Here is a 17651-nt window from a genome sequence, read left to right on the forward strand (position 1 = left end):
GGCGAGAGATCGTGTCAACATGAAACAGGGCGCTTAATGCGCCCTGTTTTTTTTTGCTGCAGCAGGACAGGCTTTTCAACAGGCCAGCGTTTCAACGCTGACCCGTAACCCCAGGCTCAGTGCCCGGCCATCTGAGGCAGTGCAGCCATCCGATTAGCCCTGTACCGCCGTACGTTTACGCAGGCGGAAGGTCGTCGCCAGCCTGGCGGGTTGTTCACCGGCGCTCTGCAGCGGCTCAGAGATGCGCGCGGTCTCCACGCAGACCATGGTTTTATACCCTTCGTTCGCCATATCCCCCATGCTGCAGGAGAGTTCCGGGCCGGGGTTCCAGGTGACAACGTCACTTTGATAGTGATGATAAACCTCGACAACGCGTTCACCGCGCGCATCGTCAATGATGCTGCAGTCTGCCGGGGCGGTAAAGACACGGTCAATGCGGCCCGGATAGGTCTGACGGCCGTCCGTCGCGGTGCCCGCCGCGCCGTTATTAACCTTGTCCAGATAGTCTGGCCCAAGCCCGCTAACGGTGACGCCGGCGATGTCGGCCACCGCAAAGTAGCTGTGCAGGGCGGCCGTCGCCTGGTAGTCACCGTGGGCTTCCAGTTCAATTTCGCAGTGCTCGCCGAGGCGGAAGCGGGCCAGCAGCGTAAAGTCATGCGGCCACAGCTTTTTGGTCTGCTCGCTGCTTTCCAGGCTGAATGTCAGCATCACACATTCGTCGTTTTCATCATGGGCGGAGAGCGTCCAGGGCAGATTACGCGCAAAGCCGTGCGCCGGCTCGCCTGCCGGGCCAAACCATGGCCAGCAGATCGGCACGCCACCGCGAATTGCCTTGCCCGCGGTCAGCGGGGTCTTCTCACTCAGCCAGATAACCGGCCGTTCGCCGGAGGGTTGCCAGGCGACCAGGTGCGCGCCCTGTAGGGTGACGGCGGCGCGCACCTTCGGATGGGTGACCACCACCACCGGCAGTTCGCCGAGCTGGCGCTGGGAAAGGTAAGGGCTAATCTGATTGATGACCGGCAGTGAAAAAAGGGATTCGTTCATGATGATCCTCAGACGTTAAGCAAAAAAAAAGGGCGACCGTAGTCGCCCTCAGATTTAGTTCACGTCGCTTATTTTTTAGCGATGTGAGCAACCAGGTCCAGGACCTTGTTGGAGTAACCGGTTTCGTTATCGTACCAGGAAACCAGCTTAACGAAAGTGTCGCTCAGTGCAATACCGGCTTTCGCATCGAAGATAGAGGTCAGCGTTTCACCGTTGAAATCGGTAGAAACCACTTCGTCTTCGGTGTAGCCCAGCACGCCTTTCATTTCGCCTTCAGCAGCGTCTTTGATCGCGGCACAAATTTCTTTGTAGGTCGCAGGCTTAGCCAGACGCGCGGTCAGGTCAACCACAGAAACGTTAGGGGTTGGAACGCGGAACGCCATACCGGTCAGTTTGCCGTTCAGCTCAGGGATCACTTTACCTACCGCTTTAGCTGCACCGGTAGAAGAAGGGATGATGTTCTGAGATGCGCCGCGGCCGCCGCGCCAGTCTTTGTGAGACGGGCCATCAACGGTTTTCTGAGTCGCGGTGGTGGCGTGTACGGTGGTCATCAGCGCTTCAACGATGCCGAACTTGTCGTTGATGACTTTAGCCAGCGGTGCCAGGCAGTTGGTGGTACAGGACGCGTTTGACACGATATCCTGGCCGGCGTATGACGCGTGGTTAACGCCCATAACGAACATTGGGGTGTCATCTTTAGACGGGCCAGTCAGAACGACTTTCTTGGCGCCAGCTTCGATGTGTTTACGCGCGGTGTCGTCGGTCAGGAAGATACCGGTGGCTTCAGCAACCACGTCAACGCCCGCTTCGTTCCACTTCAGGTTAGCTGGATCGCGCTCAGCGGTAACACGGATGGTTTTGCCGTTAACAACCAGATGGCCGTCTTTGACTTCCACGGTGCCCTTGAAGCGGCCGTGAGTGGAGTCATATTTCAGCATGTAAGCCATGTACTCGGCGTCGAGCAGATCGTTGATGGCAACGATTTCTACATCAGAACGTTCCTGAGCAGCACGGAAAACGATGCGGCCGATACGGCCAAAACCATTGATACCTACTTTGATAGTCATATATTCCACCAGCTTGTTGATAGTGAATAAAAGGTTGGCAGTAAAATTACAAAAACCGCGCCAGGCGTCAAGCGGAATCGTGTCAATTGTTGCGACAGGTCAAACCTTGAGACAGGAATAATTCAAAAAATGTGCGTTCCTCTGGCGCGTGCCAGTGCTACATATTGGGGCTTTTTCCCGGAAAGAAAGCAACTCTTTCGTCAAAGGGTGATCTGGCTCACACTTCTTCCGAAGAAGCGTTTTCCGCTCACGGGCTGCAAGAAAAATTCACCTGATGTTGTTATGTCTTTGTTAGAATCAGGGTTCAGATTGACAGAATAACCTAGCCAGAGAGCAGACCATGGCCGATAACACTTCCCCTCATTCACCCGAAAACGAACTGACCGAGATGCAGCGCTACGTGACCCAGCAGCACGGCACCGAACCGCCATACTCCGGTAAACTGCTGCACAATAAAAGCGAAGGCCTTTACCACTGCCTGATCTGCAAGGCACCGCTGTTCTATTCGACCACCAAATATGATTCAGGCTGCGGCTGGCCGAGCTTCTATCAGCCCTGTAGCGACGACGCCATTCGTTATCTGGAAGACGATACGCACGGCATGCAGCGCGTTGAGATCCGCTGCGGCAGCTGCGATTCGCACCTGGGGCACGTGTTCCCGGACGGACCGCAGCCGACCGGCGAACGTTACTGCGTCAACTCCGCTTCGCTGAGTTTTACCGATGATGAAGGCAACACCACCCAGGGGTAACGGAGCAGCAATGGAACTTAACGAGATGATTGCCGGCATGACCGAAGAGGTCTATCAGCGGCTGGCCACGGCGGTGGAAACCGGCAAGTGGGCCGACGGCGTGGCGCTGACGCCGGAGCAGAAGGAGAACAGCCTGCAGCTGGTGCTGTTGTGGCAGGCGCAACACAATGATAACCCCCAGCATATGAGCGTGGCGAAGGGCGGTGAGATGGTGATGAAGAGCAAAAAGCAGCTGAAAGAAGAGTTCGGTATCAGCGATCCCGACGTTACCCGCATTCGCCTGCAGTAATTATTCCTGAATCTATTCCTTCAGGAATAATTTTACCTGAAAAGCGCTAAACCTGTTCAGCAGATTGCTGAACAGGTTGGCTGGCCGCCGACGGTGAATTTAGTCCGCCGTCAGCTCACCGCGCAGGTTGGTTTGCATCAGCCTGCGGATCTCATCACTGCTCAGGTCCTGGCTCAGCAGCCAGTGCAGTTTGGTCAGCGTGGCTTCGACGGTCAGATCGGCCCCGCTGATCACCCCGGCGTGCGCCAGCGCGTTGCCGGTGGCATAACCGCCCATATTCACCTTACCGGACATGCACTGCGTCAGGTTGACCACCACAATCCCGCGCGCCGACGCGTCCCGCAGTTCCTGCAGGAACTCTTTGTTCTGCGGCGCGTTACCGACGCCGTAGGAGCGCAGGATCAGCGCCTTCACCGGCTGCTGCAGGAAGTTACGTACCACCTCGGCAGAAATCCCCGGATAAATGGTTACCACGCCGATCGGCTGTGGGGTGATAGGGTGCACGATCAGCTCGCCCTGGCCGGCCGGTGCCGCCGGGGTGTTCAGGCGGCGAATGTGGATGCCGGCTTCCAGCAGCGGCTCCAGGTTCGGGGAGTCAAAGGCGTTGAAGCCATCTGCGTGCGCTTTGGTGGTGCGGTTTCCACGGTACAGGGTGTTATTAAAGAACAGGGTCACTTCGTTAATCGGGTAGTTGGCGGCCACGAACAGCGAGTTCAGCAGGTTCTGCTGACCGTCGGAGCGCAGCTGCTCCAGCGGAATTTGTGACCCGGTCACAATAACCGGTTTAGCCAGGTTCTCCAGCATAAAGGAGAGGGCAGACGCGGTGAAGGCCATGGTGTCGGTGCCGTGCAGGATCACAAAGCCATCATAGCGGTCGTAGTTGTCGCGGATATCATCCGCAATCGATTGCCAGTCCTGCGGCGTCATATCTGATGAGTCGATCAGCGGTTGATACTCATGGATGGTAAAGTCCGGCATCTCCGGGCGGTGGAACTCCGGCATGTTCGCCACCTGCTGCTGCAGGTGGCCGGAAACCGGGATAAAACCCTGTTCGGAACGCTGCATGCCGATGGTTCCGCCGGTATAGGCGACATAAATCGATTTTTTTTGCATGGATAAAAACTCAGGCTTGGCGAAAACGCGCAGTATAAGGGGATTGGCGGGGAAAAACAGCCCGGCAACGCGTTGCCGGGCGGAATAGTGAGTTACTTCACATCACCACAGGTCAGACAGTACGCATAGCGGTTCTGCGGGTCGTTGAGGCTGCCCAGCAGGCCGGGTTGCTTCTTCATCGACGCCATCACGTCATACAGCGGGGCCGGCAGCCATGCCTGCAGCGCGGCGGGCAGAACGGCCTTTGCTGAGGCGTCCATCTGGCTGAACAGCAGGTCGATCATCCCCGGCTGATCCTGATACCAGTTCAGCTCCGGTTGGCTGATTTTCGCCAGCTCGGCGGCCTTAGCCACCGCGTCGTCGAAGTCGCCCAGCGCGTCCACCAGACCGTTGGCTTTGGCATCGCTACCGGTCCACACGTGCCCCTGCGCAATCGCATCAATCTGCTCCGGGGTTTTATGACGCGAGTCCGCCACCAGGCCGAGGAAGTTCTTATAGCCGTACTCAATGCTCAGCTGCATCATCTGCTGCACTTCCGGCGGCAGGGCCTTGGTGGTGGCGATGTCCGCCAGCGGAGAGGTGGCCACGCCGTCGGTATGCACGCCGATGCTGTCCAGCGAGTTCTCCACGGTGTTGATCACCCCGAAGATGCCGATCGAACCGGTCAGGGTGTTCGGGCTGGCGATAATGTAGTTAGCCGGCGTTGAGATCCAGTAGCCGCCGGAGGCCGCCAGGCCGCCCATCGACACCACCACCGGCTTACCGGCCGCTTTCGCCGCCGCCAGCTCTTCACGGATGGTTTCCGACGCGGTCACGCTGCCGCCGGGGCTGTTGACCCGGAGGACGATCGCCTTAATCTCTTTATCCAGACGCGCTTCGCGGATTTCCGCCGCGGTGGTGTCGCCCCCGACGCTGCCCGGTGTCTCTTCACCGTCCATGATCGCGCCGCTGGCCACGATCACCGCAATATTGCCTTTTTTGTCGGCCGTCGCGGTGGGCTTCAGCGGATAGTTGTAAATGCTGGTGCCGGCGTAAGACTTTGCGTCTTTATCCCAGCCGAAGGCCTTCACCAGCTGCTGTTCGGTGGCGGCCGGCCCGGCCAGTTCGTCGACCAGCTTGTTCTCTTTGGCATACTGAGCGGTATCGCCGCCCAGCTTCTGCAGGTTGTCGAGAACCCCCTGCGCGCCCGGGAACACCTGCTGTGCGGTCAGCTGACGGTTAGCGGCCAGCTGGTTCAGGTAGTTCTGCCACAGTTCGCCGACCCAGCGGCTGTCCGCATCGCGTGCCGCCGGTGACATATCGTCACGCAGGAACGGCTCCACCGCCGATTTGTAGGTGCCGACGCGGAACACGTGTGAGCTGACCTTCAGCTTATCCAGCAGCGTTTTGTAGTAGAGACTGTTGGTGGCGAAGCCGTGCAGGTCGACGCCGCCCTGCGGCGACAGATAGATCTTATTCGCGAAGCTGGCGAGATAATACTGCGCCTGGCTGTAGCTCTCCCCGGTGGCGTAGATCGGCTTGCCCGCGTCGCGGAACTCGCGCAGCGCCTTACCGATGTACTGCAGCGAAGGCTGGTCAGCGCCGGCAAAGTTGCGCAGATCCAGCACCATGCCGGTTATCTTATCGTCACTTTTCGCCTGACGAATCGCATCCACCACGTCAAACAGCGAGTTCTCCTGCAGGCGGTCGCTGCCTGCACCCAGCAGCTGGCGGCCAATTTTGCTTAACTTATTGCTGACCGACGGGTCGTCAACCACCACCCCGGTCAGATCGACGGTCAGCGCGCCTTTCTGCACATCTGACGGCGCGTCGCTGCCGTGCAGCTGGACCCAGATCCCGGCACCGACCAGGATCAGCAGGATCAGAAACAGATTGAGGATAAACTCGCGGATAAAATTCAGTACCCGCCAGCTCCATTTAAAAATGCCAGTGACAACTCGCCACAACACGCGCATACGCTCTCCATCGTCGCCATGAATACCCGGCCGCGCCTGCATCAGGGGACGCAGGTCGCAGAGCGGGCAGTAATGCAGACATCCTAATTAGCAGGGGCGGAATTGTCAGCATTAAAAAGCGCAAAGCTGTAACAAATCATCATCCTGTGCTAGTTTCAGCGCAACGTTTCCCAAGTCAGGAGAAAGTGATGGACGCTCTGGAATTACTGGTTAATCGCCGTTCGGCATCACGGTTAGCGGCGCCGGCACCGGCAGGTGAGGCGCTGGACAACATTCTGCGCGCGGGCATGCGCGCCCCGGACCACGGCGCGCTGCAGCCGTGGCGCTTTATCATCGTTGAAAACGACGGCCGCGAGCGCTTCAGCGCCCTGCTGGAGCAGGTGGCCCGCGACGGCGGCCAGGACGATAAGGCGATTGAGAAAGCGCAGCAGGCCCCGTTCCGCGCGCCGATGATCATTACCGTGGTGGCGCACTGCGACGACCATCCGAAGGTGCCGCGCTGGGAGCAGCTGGTCTCTGCCGGCTGTGCGGTGATGGCGATGCAGATGGCCGCCGTGGCCCAGGGCTTTAACGGCATCTGGCGCAGCGGGGCCTGGACGGAAAATCAGGCGGTACGTGAGGCGTTCGGCTGCCGCGATGGGGATGCCATCGTCGGTTTCCTCTATCTCGGCACCCCGCAACTGAAGTCGTCCACCACCGTGCTGCCGGCCGACAGCGCGCCGTTTGTCCGCTATTTCTGAGTGGCAAGCTGAATGCGTCTGTTTATTGCCGAAAAACCGAGCCTGGCCCGTGCCATCGCGGACGTGCTGCCCAAACCCCACCGGCGCGGTGACGGTTATATTGCCTGTGGCAACGACCAGGTGGTCACCTGGTGCGTCGGCCACCTGTTAGAGCAGGCGCAGCCTGACAACTACGACAGCCGCTTTGCCCGCTGGTCGCTCGCCGACCTGCCGATCGTGCCCGAGAAGTGGCAGCTGAAGCCGCGTCCGTCGGTGGCGAAGCAGCTGGGGGTAATTAAAAAGCTGCTGGCGGAGGCCAGCGAGGTGGTGCACGCCGGTGACCCGGACCGTGAAGGCCAGCTGCTGGTGGATGAGGTGCTCGACTACCTGACGCTGCCGGCGGAGAAGCGTAGCCGCGTGCAGCGCTGCCTGATCAACGACCTTAACCCGCAGGCGGTAGAGCGTGCTATCGGCCGCCTGCGCGAAAACCGCGAATTTATCCCGTTGTGCGTCTCGGCGCTGGCCCGCGCGCGCGCCGACTGGCTGTACGGCATCAATATGACCCGCGCCTACACGCTGCTCGGGCGCAACGCCGGCTACGACGGCGTGCTGTCGGTCGGTCGGGTGCAGACGCCGGTGCTCGGGCTGGTGGTGCGTCGTGATGAAGAGATTGAAAACTTTATCCCGCGCGACTACTTCGAGGTCAAAGCGCATATCGTCACGCCGCAGGATGAGCGTTTTGTGGCGCTGTGGCAGCCGAGCGACGCCTGTGAGCCTTATCAGGATGAAGAGGGGCGCTTGCTGCGCCGTGATCTCGCCGATCACGTGGTGGCACGCATCGGTGGCCAGCCCGCCAACGTCACCAGCTATAACGACAAACGCGAAAACGACACCGCGCCGCTGCCGTTCTCCCTCTCCGCGCTGCAGATCGAAGCGGGCAAACGCTTTGGCCTGAGCGCGCAGACGGTACTGGACACCTGCCAGCGGCTTTATGAAACCCACAAGCTGATTACCTACCCGCGTTCGGACAGCCGCTACCTGCCGGACGAGCATTTTGCCGGCCGCCACGCGGTGCTGAACGCCATCAGCGTGCATCAGCCGCAGCTGACGCCGCCGGCCGATTTCGACAGCGATCGCCGCAACCGCTGCTGGGATGACGGCAAGGTCGATGCCCACCACGCGATTATTCCCACCGCGCGCAGCAGCCGCTGCAACCTGAACGAGAACGAGCAGCAGATCTACCGGCTGATCGCCGTGCAGTACCTGATGCAGTTCTGCCCGGACGCGGTGTTCCGCAAGTGCGTGATCGAGCTGGAGATCGCCGGCGGCAAGTTCGTGGCAAAAGCGCGCTTCCTGGCCGAAGCGGGCTGGCGCGCGCTGCTGGGCAGCAAAGAGCGCGACGAGGAGAACGACGGCACGCCGCTGCCGGTGGTGGCGAAGGGCGACCAGCTGCTGTGCGAGCGCGGCGAGGTGCTGGAGAAACAGACCCAGCCGCCGCGGCCGTTTACCGACGCCACGCTGCTGTCGGCGATGACCGGCATCGCCCGCTTTGTGCAGGATAAAGAGCTGAAAAAGGTGCTACGCGCCACCGACGGGCTCGGCACCGAGGCCACCCGCGCCGGTATCATTGAGCTGCTGTTCCGCCGCACCTTCCTGTTTAAGCAGGGGCGCTACATCCACTCCAGCCCGGCGGGACGGGCGCTGATCCACTCGCTGCCGGAGATGGCGGCCCGGCCGGATATGACCGCGCAGTGGGAGTCAACGCTGACCAAAATCAGCGAGAAGCAGTGCCGCTATCAGGACTTTATGCATCCGCTGGTTGAGACGCTGCATAACCTGATTGGCCAGGCCAAACGGCAGCCCGCCGCGCACGCCTTCCGTGGACTGCCGGCACCTGCCGCCGCCGCGAAAAAACCCCGCCGTAAAGCGACCACAGCGAAGAGGAGCCCGACATGAAAGGTGTAGTGAACGCGGTATTATTGCTGGCGACGCTGACGGCAGCGGCCCAGGCGCAGCAGAGCTATATCAGCAGCGGCCATAACGGCCAGCAGGGCGGTGCGGTGGTGGTTGACGTGCCGCCGGAGGTGTTTAACCGCGGCGGCGACAGCGCGGCCCCCTGCCAGCGCTGCTGCATTTATGAGAACCGCAGCTACAGCGAAGGTGCGGTGCTGAAGACGGAAGGGGTACTGCTGCAGTGCGTGCGCGATGAGCAGAGCCTGGGCACCAGTAATCTGATCTGGCGGATAGTGAAATAACCCTGCAATCAGAAGCTGAACTCTGCCCACACCGGCGCATGGTCTGAAGGTTTTTCCATGCTGCGGATCTCATAGTCGATGCCGGTCGCCGTGCAGCGATCGGCCAGCGACTGGCTGGCCAGCAGCAGATCGATGCGCAGGCCGCGGTTGTCGTCAAAGCCCTTCGAACGATAGTCAAACCAGGAGAAACGGTCGTTGACCCCGGCGTTCTGTACCCGCCAGGTATCGACCAGCCCCCAGCCGAGCAGACGGTCCATCCACTCACGCTCTTCCGGCAGGAACGAGCACTTGCCGGTGCGCAGCCAGCGCTTGCGGTTCTCTTCACCAATACCGATGTCGAGGTCGCTGCTGCTGATATTCATATCGCCCATGATCAGCACCGGGTTGCTGGCCTGCTGCTGCTGCAGCAGATAGTCCTGCAGGTCGCGATAAAACTTCTCCTTGGCCGGGAACTTGGTCGGGTGGTCACGGCTTTCGCCCTGCGGGAAGTAGCCGTTAATTACCGTCAGCGGCCCCAGCGGACTGTCGATATCCGCCATGATGATGCGGCGCTGCGCGTCTTCTTCATCGCCGGGAAAACCGCGGCGTACGGCGATCGGCGCGGCTTTGGTCAGCAGCGCCACGCCGTAGTGGCCTTTCTGCCCGTGATAAAACACGTGGTAGCCGAGTTTTGCCACCTCTTCCAGCGGAAACATATCATCGTGGACCTTGGTTTCCTGCAGGCCGATCACGTCCGGCTGGTGCTGTTCTACCAGCGCCTGCAGCTGGTGCGGACGGGCGCGCAGCCCATTGATATTAAAAGAGACAAATTTCATAGTGGCGGCCAGATAGCATTCAATTGAGGCGGGAATGGTAGCAAAATCTGGTCGGAAAATGAATGAGGGCAGAGCGAAAGAGCGGATGACAAAAGCAAGTGAGAAATCAAAGTCGGGTAGGGTGATAACAACAGAACAAGGAGATTAAGGAGAAACAGAGAGATTCAGGTGAAAGAAGGTAACGCAGAGGGCGGTCAGAAATGGTGGTGGGGGAAGGATTCGAACCTTCGAAGTCGATGACGGCAGATTTACAGTCTGCTCCCTTTGGCCGCTCGGGAACCCCACCAGGGGAAGCGTGTTAACTCAGCAACAGCGGTATCAGTGCCTGCTGTCCGTCAGGACTTAAGCGTCTTATCAACCCGGCCCGGGCGATAAATCTGAGAAGCCATCTTCAGCCGCTGGTCAGGTGAAGAAGATGGTGGTGGGGGAAGGATTCGAACCTTCGAAGTCGATGACGGCAGATTTACAGTCTGCTCCCTTTGGCCGCTCGGGAACCCCACCACTACTGGCCTTGCTGCTGTGCGTGTTAAGCGGGGCGCATCATATCAAATGCGATGACGCTGTAAAGCCCCGATTTGCATAAATGAATCCGTTTGCAGGATTTTTGCACATGATGCTGTTTTGTCAGCCAAAACAGCATCATGTGGCTTACAGAATAATGGTGCGGTTACCGTAGACAAACACCCGCTGCGCCAGTACCTGGTACAGCGCACGGCTGAGGGCGTTTTTCTCCACGTCACGACCGGCGCGCATCATATCTTCGGCGGTGTAGGTGTGATCGACGTGGATCACGTCCTGCATGATGATCGGGCCTTCATCCAGATTGTCATTCACGTAGTGCGCGGTGGCACCGATAATCTTCACGCCGCGCTCATATGCCTGGTGATACGGACGCGCACCGATAAACGCCGGCAGGAACGAGTGGTGAATATTGATGATCTGGTTCGGATAACGCTGCACGAAGCCCGGCGTCAGCACGCGCATATATTTTGCCAGCACCACGTAGTCCGGCTGATAGCGGTCAATCTCTGCGGCCATTCTGGTGTCGTGATCGTCGCGGGTCAGACCTTCGTGACTGACCAGCACGAACGGAATATCAAAACGTTCGACCAGCGTGCGCAGCGTTTCGTGGTTGCCGATCACCGCAGCGATCTCCACGTCGAGCCCGCCGTAGGCGCTTTTCATCAGCAGGTCGCCGAGGCAGTGCGCCTCTTTGGTCACCAGAATCACGATGCGGCGGCGGCCGGCAGGCTGCAGCTCACGTACGGAACCGACCGGCAGGGCGCTGTCGAGATCGGCCAGCAGGGTGCTGTCGTTAAAGATGCCTTCCAGCTCGGTGCGCATAAAGAAGCGCCCGGTGCGGTGGTCGACGAATTCATTGTTCTGCACAATGTTCAGTTCGTGCTTGTAACAGATATTGGTGATCTTGGCGATCAGCCCTTTAGCATCCGGGCAGATGGTGCGTAGTACTTTTCGTTGCATGGTTTGCGCTTGCATTGCGATGGTAATCCTGTCGATACAAAAGGGAAATCAGGGGTCAAGACTGACCACAGCACTTCTTATATTTACTGCCGGAACCGCACGGGCAGCGGTCGTTGCGGCCGACCGGCGGGAACACGCCGTCGATATAGTACCAGCGTTGATCCTCACGAAGGAAGCGTGAACGTTCATATATAAAGCGTTTATCTTCTTTTTCGAGGAATTGCGCGCAGAACGTCACGTAGCCCTCGTTGCCGCCGGGCTGCAGGGCGGTTTCAATCACCCGCAAACCCAGCCAGCGCGTCTGCGCGTAGCTCTCTTCGATACTGTCGGCGAAACGGGCGGCGTTACAGCTGGGGTGCCAGCTGGCCACCAGGTAGCCCGTCTGCTGCCTGACATAGGCGCTGTAGCGCGAGCGCATCAGCGCTTCAGGCGTCGCGGGATGGGACGTCCCGTTTAGATACGGCTCGCAACATAGGTTATACTGCGATCCGCTCCCGCATGGACAAGGTTCAGACACGGTTGACTCCGGTGATATGGGTCGTAAAAGTGGATGGCGCATGGTAACTGACGCAATGCGGTGATGTCATTTTTGTTATGTAAGACCAGGGGTGGAATGCGACAGATAAAAATCGGACTGGCGCTGGGCGCGGGCGCGGCCAAGGGCTGGTCACATATCGGGGTGATCCACGCGCTGGAACGCGCCGGCATCCGCATTGACGTCGTCGCCGGCTGCTCGGTTGGCGCGCTGGTCGGGGCGGCGTATGCCTGCCACCGGCTGAAACCACTGGAAAAATGGGTGCGCTCCTTCAGCTACTGGCAGGTGCTAAGGCTGATGGACTTCTCCTGGCAGCGCGGCGGCCTGCTGCGCGGCGAGCGGGTGTTCAGCCACGTGCGCCGGCTGATCGCGGAAGATCAAATTGCCGGCTGCGCATTGCCGTTTGGTGCGGTGACGACTAACCTCAGTACCGGCCGCGAGCTGTGGCTGACCGAAGGCGACCTGCATCAGGCGGTTCGCGCTTCCTGCAGTATGCCGGGGCTGCTGGCTCCGGTCAGCTGGAACGGCTACTGGCTGGTGGATGGCGCGGTGGTTAACCCGGTGCCGGTGTCGCTGACCCGGGCGCTGGGGGCCGACATAGTCATCGCGGTGGATCTGCAGCACGACGCGCACCTGATGCAGCAGGATCTGTTCTCGGTGACGCCGCAGCCCGACGATACGCCACAGGCGAGCAGCTGGGGCGGCCGGCTCCGTCAGCAGCTGGGCCGCATGACCCAGCGCCGCAGCGTGCAGTCGCCGGGTGCGATGGAGATCATGTCGACCTCGATCCAGATCCTTGAGAACCGTCTGAAACGTAGCCGTATGGCCGGCGATCCGCCGGACGTTCAGCTGCAGCCGTTCTGCCCGCAAATCTCGACGCTGGACTTCCACCGCGCGGACGAAGCCATAGAGGCCGGGCGTCTGGCGGTGGAGAAAAAACTGGATGAACTGTTACCTCTGATTCGTGACAGACAATAACGTGGTCAAATGAGACTGTTACTTAGGCCAATTCTGACAGGCACAATGTCAATTTTTGAACCACTATATAGGTATCTGTTATGCCGGGGGGAGCAATGGAAAAACCGTTAAGTGGGAAACGAATTCTAATCGTCGAGGACGAAGCCGTTTTCCGCACCCTGCTGGATAATTTTCTTGTGGCGCTGGGTGCGGTTACCAGCCTGGCTGAAGACGGCTTGCAGGCGCTGGAAAGCCTGAACCATACCGTGCCGGATCTGATGATTTGCGACCTGGCGATGCCGCGTATGAACGGTATGGCGCTGGTCGAGCATCTGCGCAGCTCCGGCAATACTTTACCGATTCTGGTGATCTCGGCCACCGAAAATATGGCTGATATCGCCAAAGTTTTACGGCTGGGCGTGCAGGACGTGCTGCTGAAACCGCTGAAAGATCTGGCTCGCCTGCGGGAAGCGGTGTTCGAGTGCCTCTATCCGTCGATGTTTACCTCGCAGGTTGAAGAAGAGGAGCAGCTGTTCCAGGACTGGGACGCGCTGGTCAGCGATCCCCAGGCGGCGGCTAAGCTGCTGCAACAGCTGCAGCCGCCGGTGCAGCAGACCCTCGCCAGCTGTCGCGTTAATTACCGTCAGCTGACCATGGCCGAGCAGCCGGGGCTGGTGCTTGACGTGGCCGCGCTGTCCGAACGCGATCTGGCATTTTACTGCCTTGACGTCACCCGGGCCGGGGATAACGGCGTGCTGGCCGCGCTGCTACTGCGCGCGCTGTTTAACAGCCTGCTACACGAACAGCTGTCGGGGATGTCGCAGCGGTTGCCGCAGCTGAATACGCTGTTAAGGCAGGTCAACCTGCTGTTGCGGCAGGCTAATCTGCAGGGACAGTTCCCGCTGCTGGTCGGCTATTATCACCGCGAACTGCGCAATCTGATCCTCGTTTCCGCCGGCCTGAACGCCACGCTGACCATTCCCAATCACCAGATCCAGCTCAGCAACGGCGTGCCGCTGGGCACGCTGGGCAGCACCCACCTTAACCAGATCAGCCAGCGCTGTGACGGCTGGCAGTGCCAGGTATGGGGCGCCGGCGGGCGGTTGCGGCTGATGTTGTCTACGGAGTAGGCGGTTCGCCGCCATTTGTCGCGCCGCGGGCAGACAGCGCCTAAGATAACCTTTACAATTGGGTAAAAGTCCTAATTTATGCACAAATGAATATCCAGGATAAATCCGCGTGAATTTGGCTGGTATACTCATTTCGTTTTTAACCAGACAGATCAAGCAATAACTTGAACGGCCTAACGAGAGGTATTTTGATGTCTGCCTATAAGTCTAAAGTAAAAAAAGCGGTTATCCCGGTTGCTGGTTTGGGAACGCGTATGTTGCCTGCTACCAAAGCTATCCCGAAAGAGATGTTGCCTCTGGTGGACAAGCCGTTAATCCAGTACGTGGTTAACGAGTGCATCGCAGCCGGTATCAACGAAATTGTTCTGGTTACCCACTCGTCTAAAAACTCGATCGAAAACCACTTCGATACCAGCTTCGAGCTGGAAGCGATGCTGGAAAAGCGCGTTAAACGTCAGCTGCTGGAAGAGATCCAGTCAATCTGCCCACCGCACGTGACCATCATGCAGGTGCGTCAGGGTCTGGCCAAAGGCCTTGGCCACGCGGTGATGTGTGCCCAGCCGGTGGTTGGCAACGAGCCGTTTGCGGTGATCCTGCCGGACGTGATCCTGGATGAGTACGAATCCGATCTGACCAAAGATAACCTGGCCGACATGATGAAGCGTTTCGATGAGACGGGCCACAGCCAGATTATGGTTGAGCCGGTTGCGGACGTGACCGCTTACGGCGTGGTCGACTGCCAGGGCGCTGAGCTGCAGGCGGGCCAGAGCGCACCGATGGTTGGCGTGGTTGAAAAACCGAAAGCCGATCAGGCTCCCTCTAACCTGGCGGTGGTCGGGCGTTACATTCTCTCTGCCGATATCTGGCCGCTGCTGGCGAAAACCCCTCCGGGCGCCGGTGATGAGATCCAGCTGACCGACTCCATCGCCATGCTGATGGAAAAACAGACCGTCGAAGCCTATCACCTGAAAGGCGTCAGTCACGACTGCGGAAACAAGCTGGGCTACATGCAGGCCTTCGTCGAGTACGGCGTTCGTCACAGCACGCTGGGCGATGATTTCAAGGCGTGGCTGGAAAGCGCCGTCGGCATTAAAAAGTAAGTTTCATTTTAACCGGGACAACTCAATGAAAGTCACCGTATTTGGTATCGGCTATGTCGGTCTGGTTCAGGCTGCGGTTTTAGCCGAAGTCGGCCATGACGTTCTTTGTATCGATGTCGACGCTAACAAGGTCGAGAATCTGAAGAAAGGGATCATTCCAATTTTTGAACCAGGGTTGACGCCGCTGGTTATGCAAAACTATGAGGCCGGTCGCCTCAGGTTTTCCACTAACGCTGAAGAGGGCGTTAACCACGGCGTGATGCAGTTTATCGCCGTGGGCACGCCTCCTGATGAAGACGGCTCTGCGGACCTGAAGTACGTTACCGCCGTCGCCCGTACCATTGCGCAGCATATGCAGGACCACAAAGTGGTGCTGGATAAGTCGACCGTGCCGGTCGGCACCGCTGACCGCGTGCGCAAGGTGATGGAAGAAACGCTGCAGGCGCGTGGTCAGAATCTGACCTTTGACGTGGTGTCTAACCCTGAGTTCCTGAAAGAAGGTGCCGCCGTCAGCGACTGCATGCGTCCTGAGCGCATCGTCATCGGTACGGACAATGACGACGTCGTTGAGTTGTTACGCGAGCTGTATGAGCCGTTTAACCGTAATCACGATCGCATGATCCTGATGGATATCCGCAGCGCCGAGCTGACCAAGTACGCCGCGAACTGCATGCTGGCGACCAAAATCAGCTTTATGAACGAAATCTCCAACCTGGCCGAACGGCTGGGGGCAGATATCGAAAAAGTGCGTCAGGGCATCGGTTCTGACTCACGCATCGGCTACTCGTTTATCTATCCTGGCTGCGGCTACGGTGGATCCTGCTTCCCGAAAGACGTGCAGGCGCTGATCCGCACCGCAGAGCAGATCGGCTACACGCCGCGTCTGCTGCAGGCCGTGGAAGACGTCAACGACGCGCAGAAGAACAAACTGCCGACCTTTATCAAGCATCATTTCGGTGACAATCTGCAGGGCAAAACCTTTGCGCTGTGGGGGCTGTCATTTAAGCCGAATACCGATGACATGCGTGAAGCCTCCAGCCGCGTGCTGATGGAAGCGCTGTGGCAGGCGGGTGCTACGGTGCAGGCGTTCGATCCGGAAGCTATGGATGAAGCCCAGCGCGTCTACGGCCACCGTGACGATCTGAAGCTGATGGGCACCAAAGAAGCGGCGCTGCAGGGCGCAGATGGCCTGGTGATCTGCACCGAATGGCAGAACTTCCGCGCTCCGGACTTTGACGTGATTAAAAATTCACTGAAAGAAGCCGTGATTTTTGACGGTCGTAACCTGTATGATCCGGAAAGAATCAGCAAGCGCGGCTTCGTTTATTATGCAATCGGCCGCGGAGCATCTCTGAACATTGCATAATATTTGAGGCGAGTATGAAATATCTGGTCACCGGCGCAGCAGGTTTTATTGGCTTTCACGTCACGCAACGTCTGCTTGCCGCCGGTCACCAGGTTGTCGGTCTCGACAACCTGAACGACTATTACGACGTTAATCTGAAGACCGCACGCCTGGCATTGATCGCCGACTGTCCCGACTTCATCTTTATTAAAGCCGACCTTGCCGACCGTGAGGGCATTGCGGCGCTGTTTCGTACCCACGCTCCTCAGCGCGTTATCCACCTGGCTGCCCAGGCCGGGGTGCGTTATTCGCTGGAGAATCCGCTGGCCTATGCTGACGCTAATCTGATCGGGCACCTTAATATCCTGGAAGGCTGCCGTCATCAGCGCGTTGAACACCTGCTGTACGCCTCCTCCAGCTCGGTGTATGGCCTGAACCGCAAGCTGCCGTTCTCTACCGACGACACCGTAGACCATCCGGTCTCGCTGTATGCTGCGACCAAAAAAGCCAATGAGCTGATGGCGCACACCTATTCCCATCTGTATGCTATTCCGACCACCGGGCTGCGCTTTTTTACCGTTTACGGCCCGTGGGGACGTCCGGATATGGCGCTGTTCAAATTTACCCGAGCGATGCTGGCGGGCGATGCTATCGACGTCTATAACAACGGCGAAATGCAGCGCGACTTTACCTATATCGATGATATTGCCGAGGCGATTATGCGCCTGCAGGACGTTATTCCCGCAGCGGATAATAACTGGACGGTAGAGAGCGGCAGCCCGGCGACCAGTTCTGCACCTTACCGCGTCTATAATATCGGTAACAGTCAGCCGGTGAAGCTGATGGACTATATTCAGGCGCTGGAGAAAGCGCTCGGTATCGTGGCGGTAAAAAATATGCTGCCGATGCAGCCGGGGGACGTGCTGGACACCAGCGCCGATACCCGTGCGCTGTATCAGGCGATCGGATTTAAACCCGCCACCGACGTTGAGCAGGGTGTGGCACGCTTTGTCGACTGGTACCGTGATTTTTACCGGGTCTGATGCCGAAAAGATGCCATAGAAAAAAGGAAGCCTGAGCTTCCTTTTTTTGCG

General features: G+C 58.8%; 17 protein-coding genes and 2 tRNA genes. 10 read left to right on the plus strand and 9 right to left on the minus strand.

The window, feature by feature from the left end:
- Positions 1-153: 153 nt before the first annotated feature.
- Positions 154-1044 (minus strand): D-hexose-6-phosphate mutarotase, encoded by an 891-nt coding sequence (locus ASF13_RS22390; protein WP_056242105.1) that lies wholly within the window; start codon positions 1042-1044, stop codon positions 154-156.
- A gap of 68 nt (positions 1045-1112) precedes the next feature.
- The gene (gene gapA / locus ASF13_RS22395) at positions 1113-2111 is read right to left on the minus strand and encodes a glyceraldehyde-3-phosphate dehydrogenase (RefSeq protein ID WP_056242109.1); all 999 of its coding nucleotides are present in this window, start codon (positions 2109-2111) and stop codon (positions 1113-1115) included.
- A gap of 340 nt (positions 2112-2451) precedes the next feature.
- Between gapA and msrB the strand changes: the two genes are divergently transcribed.
- Together msrB and ASF13_RS22405 are read left to right on the plus strand one after the other, a co-directional pair.
- Positions 2452-2862, plus strand: coding sequence for a peptide-methionine (R)-S-oxide reductase MsrB (gene msrB, locus ASF13_RS22400; protein WP_056242111.1), 411 nt, complete (start codon positions 2452-2454; stop codon positions 2860-2862).
- A gap of 10 nt (positions 2863-2872) precedes the next feature.
- Complete coding sequence (locus ASF13_RS22405) at positions 2873-3151, plus strand: YeaC family protein (RefSeq protein WP_056242114.1); 279 nt, start codon at positions 2873-2875, stop codon at positions 3149-3151.
- A 99-nt stretch (positions 3152-3250) separates the two neighbouring features.
- Here the strand turns inward: ASF13_RS22405 and ansA are convergent, their stop codons facing one another.
- Positions 3251-4264 (minus strand): asparaginase, encoded by a 1014-nt coding sequence (ansA, locus tag ASF13_RS22410; protein ID WP_056242117.1) that lies wholly within the window; start codon positions 4262-4264, stop codon positions 3251-3253.
- Between the two features lie 92 nt (positions 4265-4356).
- Entirely contained in the window at positions 4357-6219 is a 1863-nt protein-coding gene (sppA, locus tag ASF13_RS22415) for a signal peptide peptidase SppA (RefSeq protein ID WP_056242119.1), read from the minus strand.
- A 188-nt stretch (positions 6220-6407) separates the two neighbouring features.
- Here sppA and ASF13_RS22420 point away from each other — a divergent pair, with 188 nt between their 5' ends.
- Genes ASF13_RS22420 through ASF13_RS22430 form a run of 3 tightly spaced genes read left to right on the plus strand, consistent with a single transcriptional unit; the run spans position 6408 to position 9193 of the window.
- Complete coding sequence (locus ASF13_RS22420) at positions 6408-6959, plus strand: NAD(P)H nitroreductase (RefSeq protein ID WP_056242122.1); 552 nt, start codon at positions 6408-6410, stop codon at positions 6957-6959.
- A gap of 12 nt (positions 6960-6971) precedes the next feature.
- Positions 6972-8894, plus strand: coding sequence for a DNA topoisomerase III (locus tag ASF13_RS22425; RefSeq protein WP_056242125.1), 1923 nt, complete (start codon positions 6972-6974; stop codon positions 8892-8894).
- Complete coding sequence (locus ASF13_RS22430) at positions 8891-9193, plus strand: DUF1496 domain-containing protein (protein ID WP_056242129.1); 303 nt, start codon at positions 8891-8893, stop codon at positions 9191-9193. Before ASF13_RS22425 ends, ASF13_RS22430 begins: the two co-directional genes overlap by 4 nt.
- Positions 9194-9201: 8 nt before the next feature.
- On the opposite strand, the gene xthA is transcribed toward ASF13_RS22430, so the two are convergent.
- From xthA to ASF13_RS22455, 5 genes are all read right to left on the minus strand, one after another.
- Positions 9202-10008: an exodeoxyribonuclease III gene (gene xthA / locus ASF13_RS22435; RefSeq protein ID WP_056242131.1), complete on the minus strand. Its 807-nt coding sequence runs from the start codon at positions 10006-10008 to the stop codon at positions 9202-9204.
- Positions 10009-10209: 201 nt separating this feature from the next.
- Positions 10210-10294, minus strand: a tRNA-Tyr gene (locus ASF13_RS22440).
- Between the two features lie 130 nt (positions 10295-10424).
- Positions 10425-10509, minus strand: a tRNA-Tyr gene (locus ASF13_RS22445).
- A gap of 147 nt (positions 10510-10656) precedes the next feature.
- Complete coding sequence (gene purU, locus ASF13_RS22450; protein ID WP_056242134.1) at positions 10657-11505, minus strand: formyltetrahydrofolate deformylase; 849 nt, start codon at positions 11503-11505, stop codon at positions 10657-10659.
- A 40-nt stretch (positions 11506-11545) separates the two neighbouring features.
- Entirely contained in the window at positions 11546-12007 is a 462-nt protein-coding gene (locus ASF13_RS22455; protein WP_056242138.1) for a YchJ family protein, read from the minus strand.
- A 96-nt stretch (positions 12008-12103) separates the two neighbouring features.
- Between ASF13_RS22455 and rssA the strand changes: the two genes are divergently transcribed.
- The 5 genes from rssA (at position 12104) to ASF13_RS22480 (ending at position 17600) form a co-directional block, all read left to right on the plus strand.
- Positions 12104-13003 (plus strand): patatin-like phospholipase RssA, encoded by a 900-nt coding sequence (gene rssA, locus ASF13_RS22460; protein ID WP_056242141.1) that lies wholly within the window; start codon positions 12104-12106, stop codon positions 13001-13003.
- 95 nt (positions 13004-13098) lie between these two features.
- Positions 13099-14112, plus strand: a complete 1014-nt coding sequence (gene rssB, locus ASF13_RS22465; protein WP_056242145.1) for a two-component system response regulator RssB — start codon at positions 13099-13101, stop codon at positions 14110-14112.
- Between the two features lie 191 nt (positions 14113-14303).
- Entirely contained in the window at positions 14304-15212 is a 909-nt protein-coding gene (galU, locus tag ASF13_RS22470; protein ID WP_056242148.1) for a UTP--glucose-1-phosphate uridylyltransferase GalU, read from the plus strand.
- Positions 15213-15237: 25 nt separating this feature from the next.
- Positions 15238-16578 carry a UDP-glucose/GDP-mannose dehydrogenase family protein gene (locus ASF13_RS22475; protein WP_056242150.1) on the plus strand — a complete coding sequence of 447 codons (1341 nt, stop codon included), beginning with the start codon at positions 15238-15240 and terminating at the stop codon, positions 16576-16578.
- A gap of 14 nt (positions 16579-16592) precedes the next feature.
- Entirely contained in the window at positions 16593-17600 is a 1008-nt protein-coding gene (locus tag ASF13_RS22480) for an NAD-dependent epimerase (RefSeq protein ID WP_056242153.1), read from the plus strand.
- Positions 17601-17651 lie beyond the last annotated feature (51 nt).

The sequence above is a fragment of the Erwinia sp. Leaf53 genome, from assembly GCF_001422605.1.
Classification (GTDB): domain Bacteria; phylum Pseudomonadota; class Gammaproteobacteria; order Enterobacterales; family Enterobacteriaceae; genus Erwinia.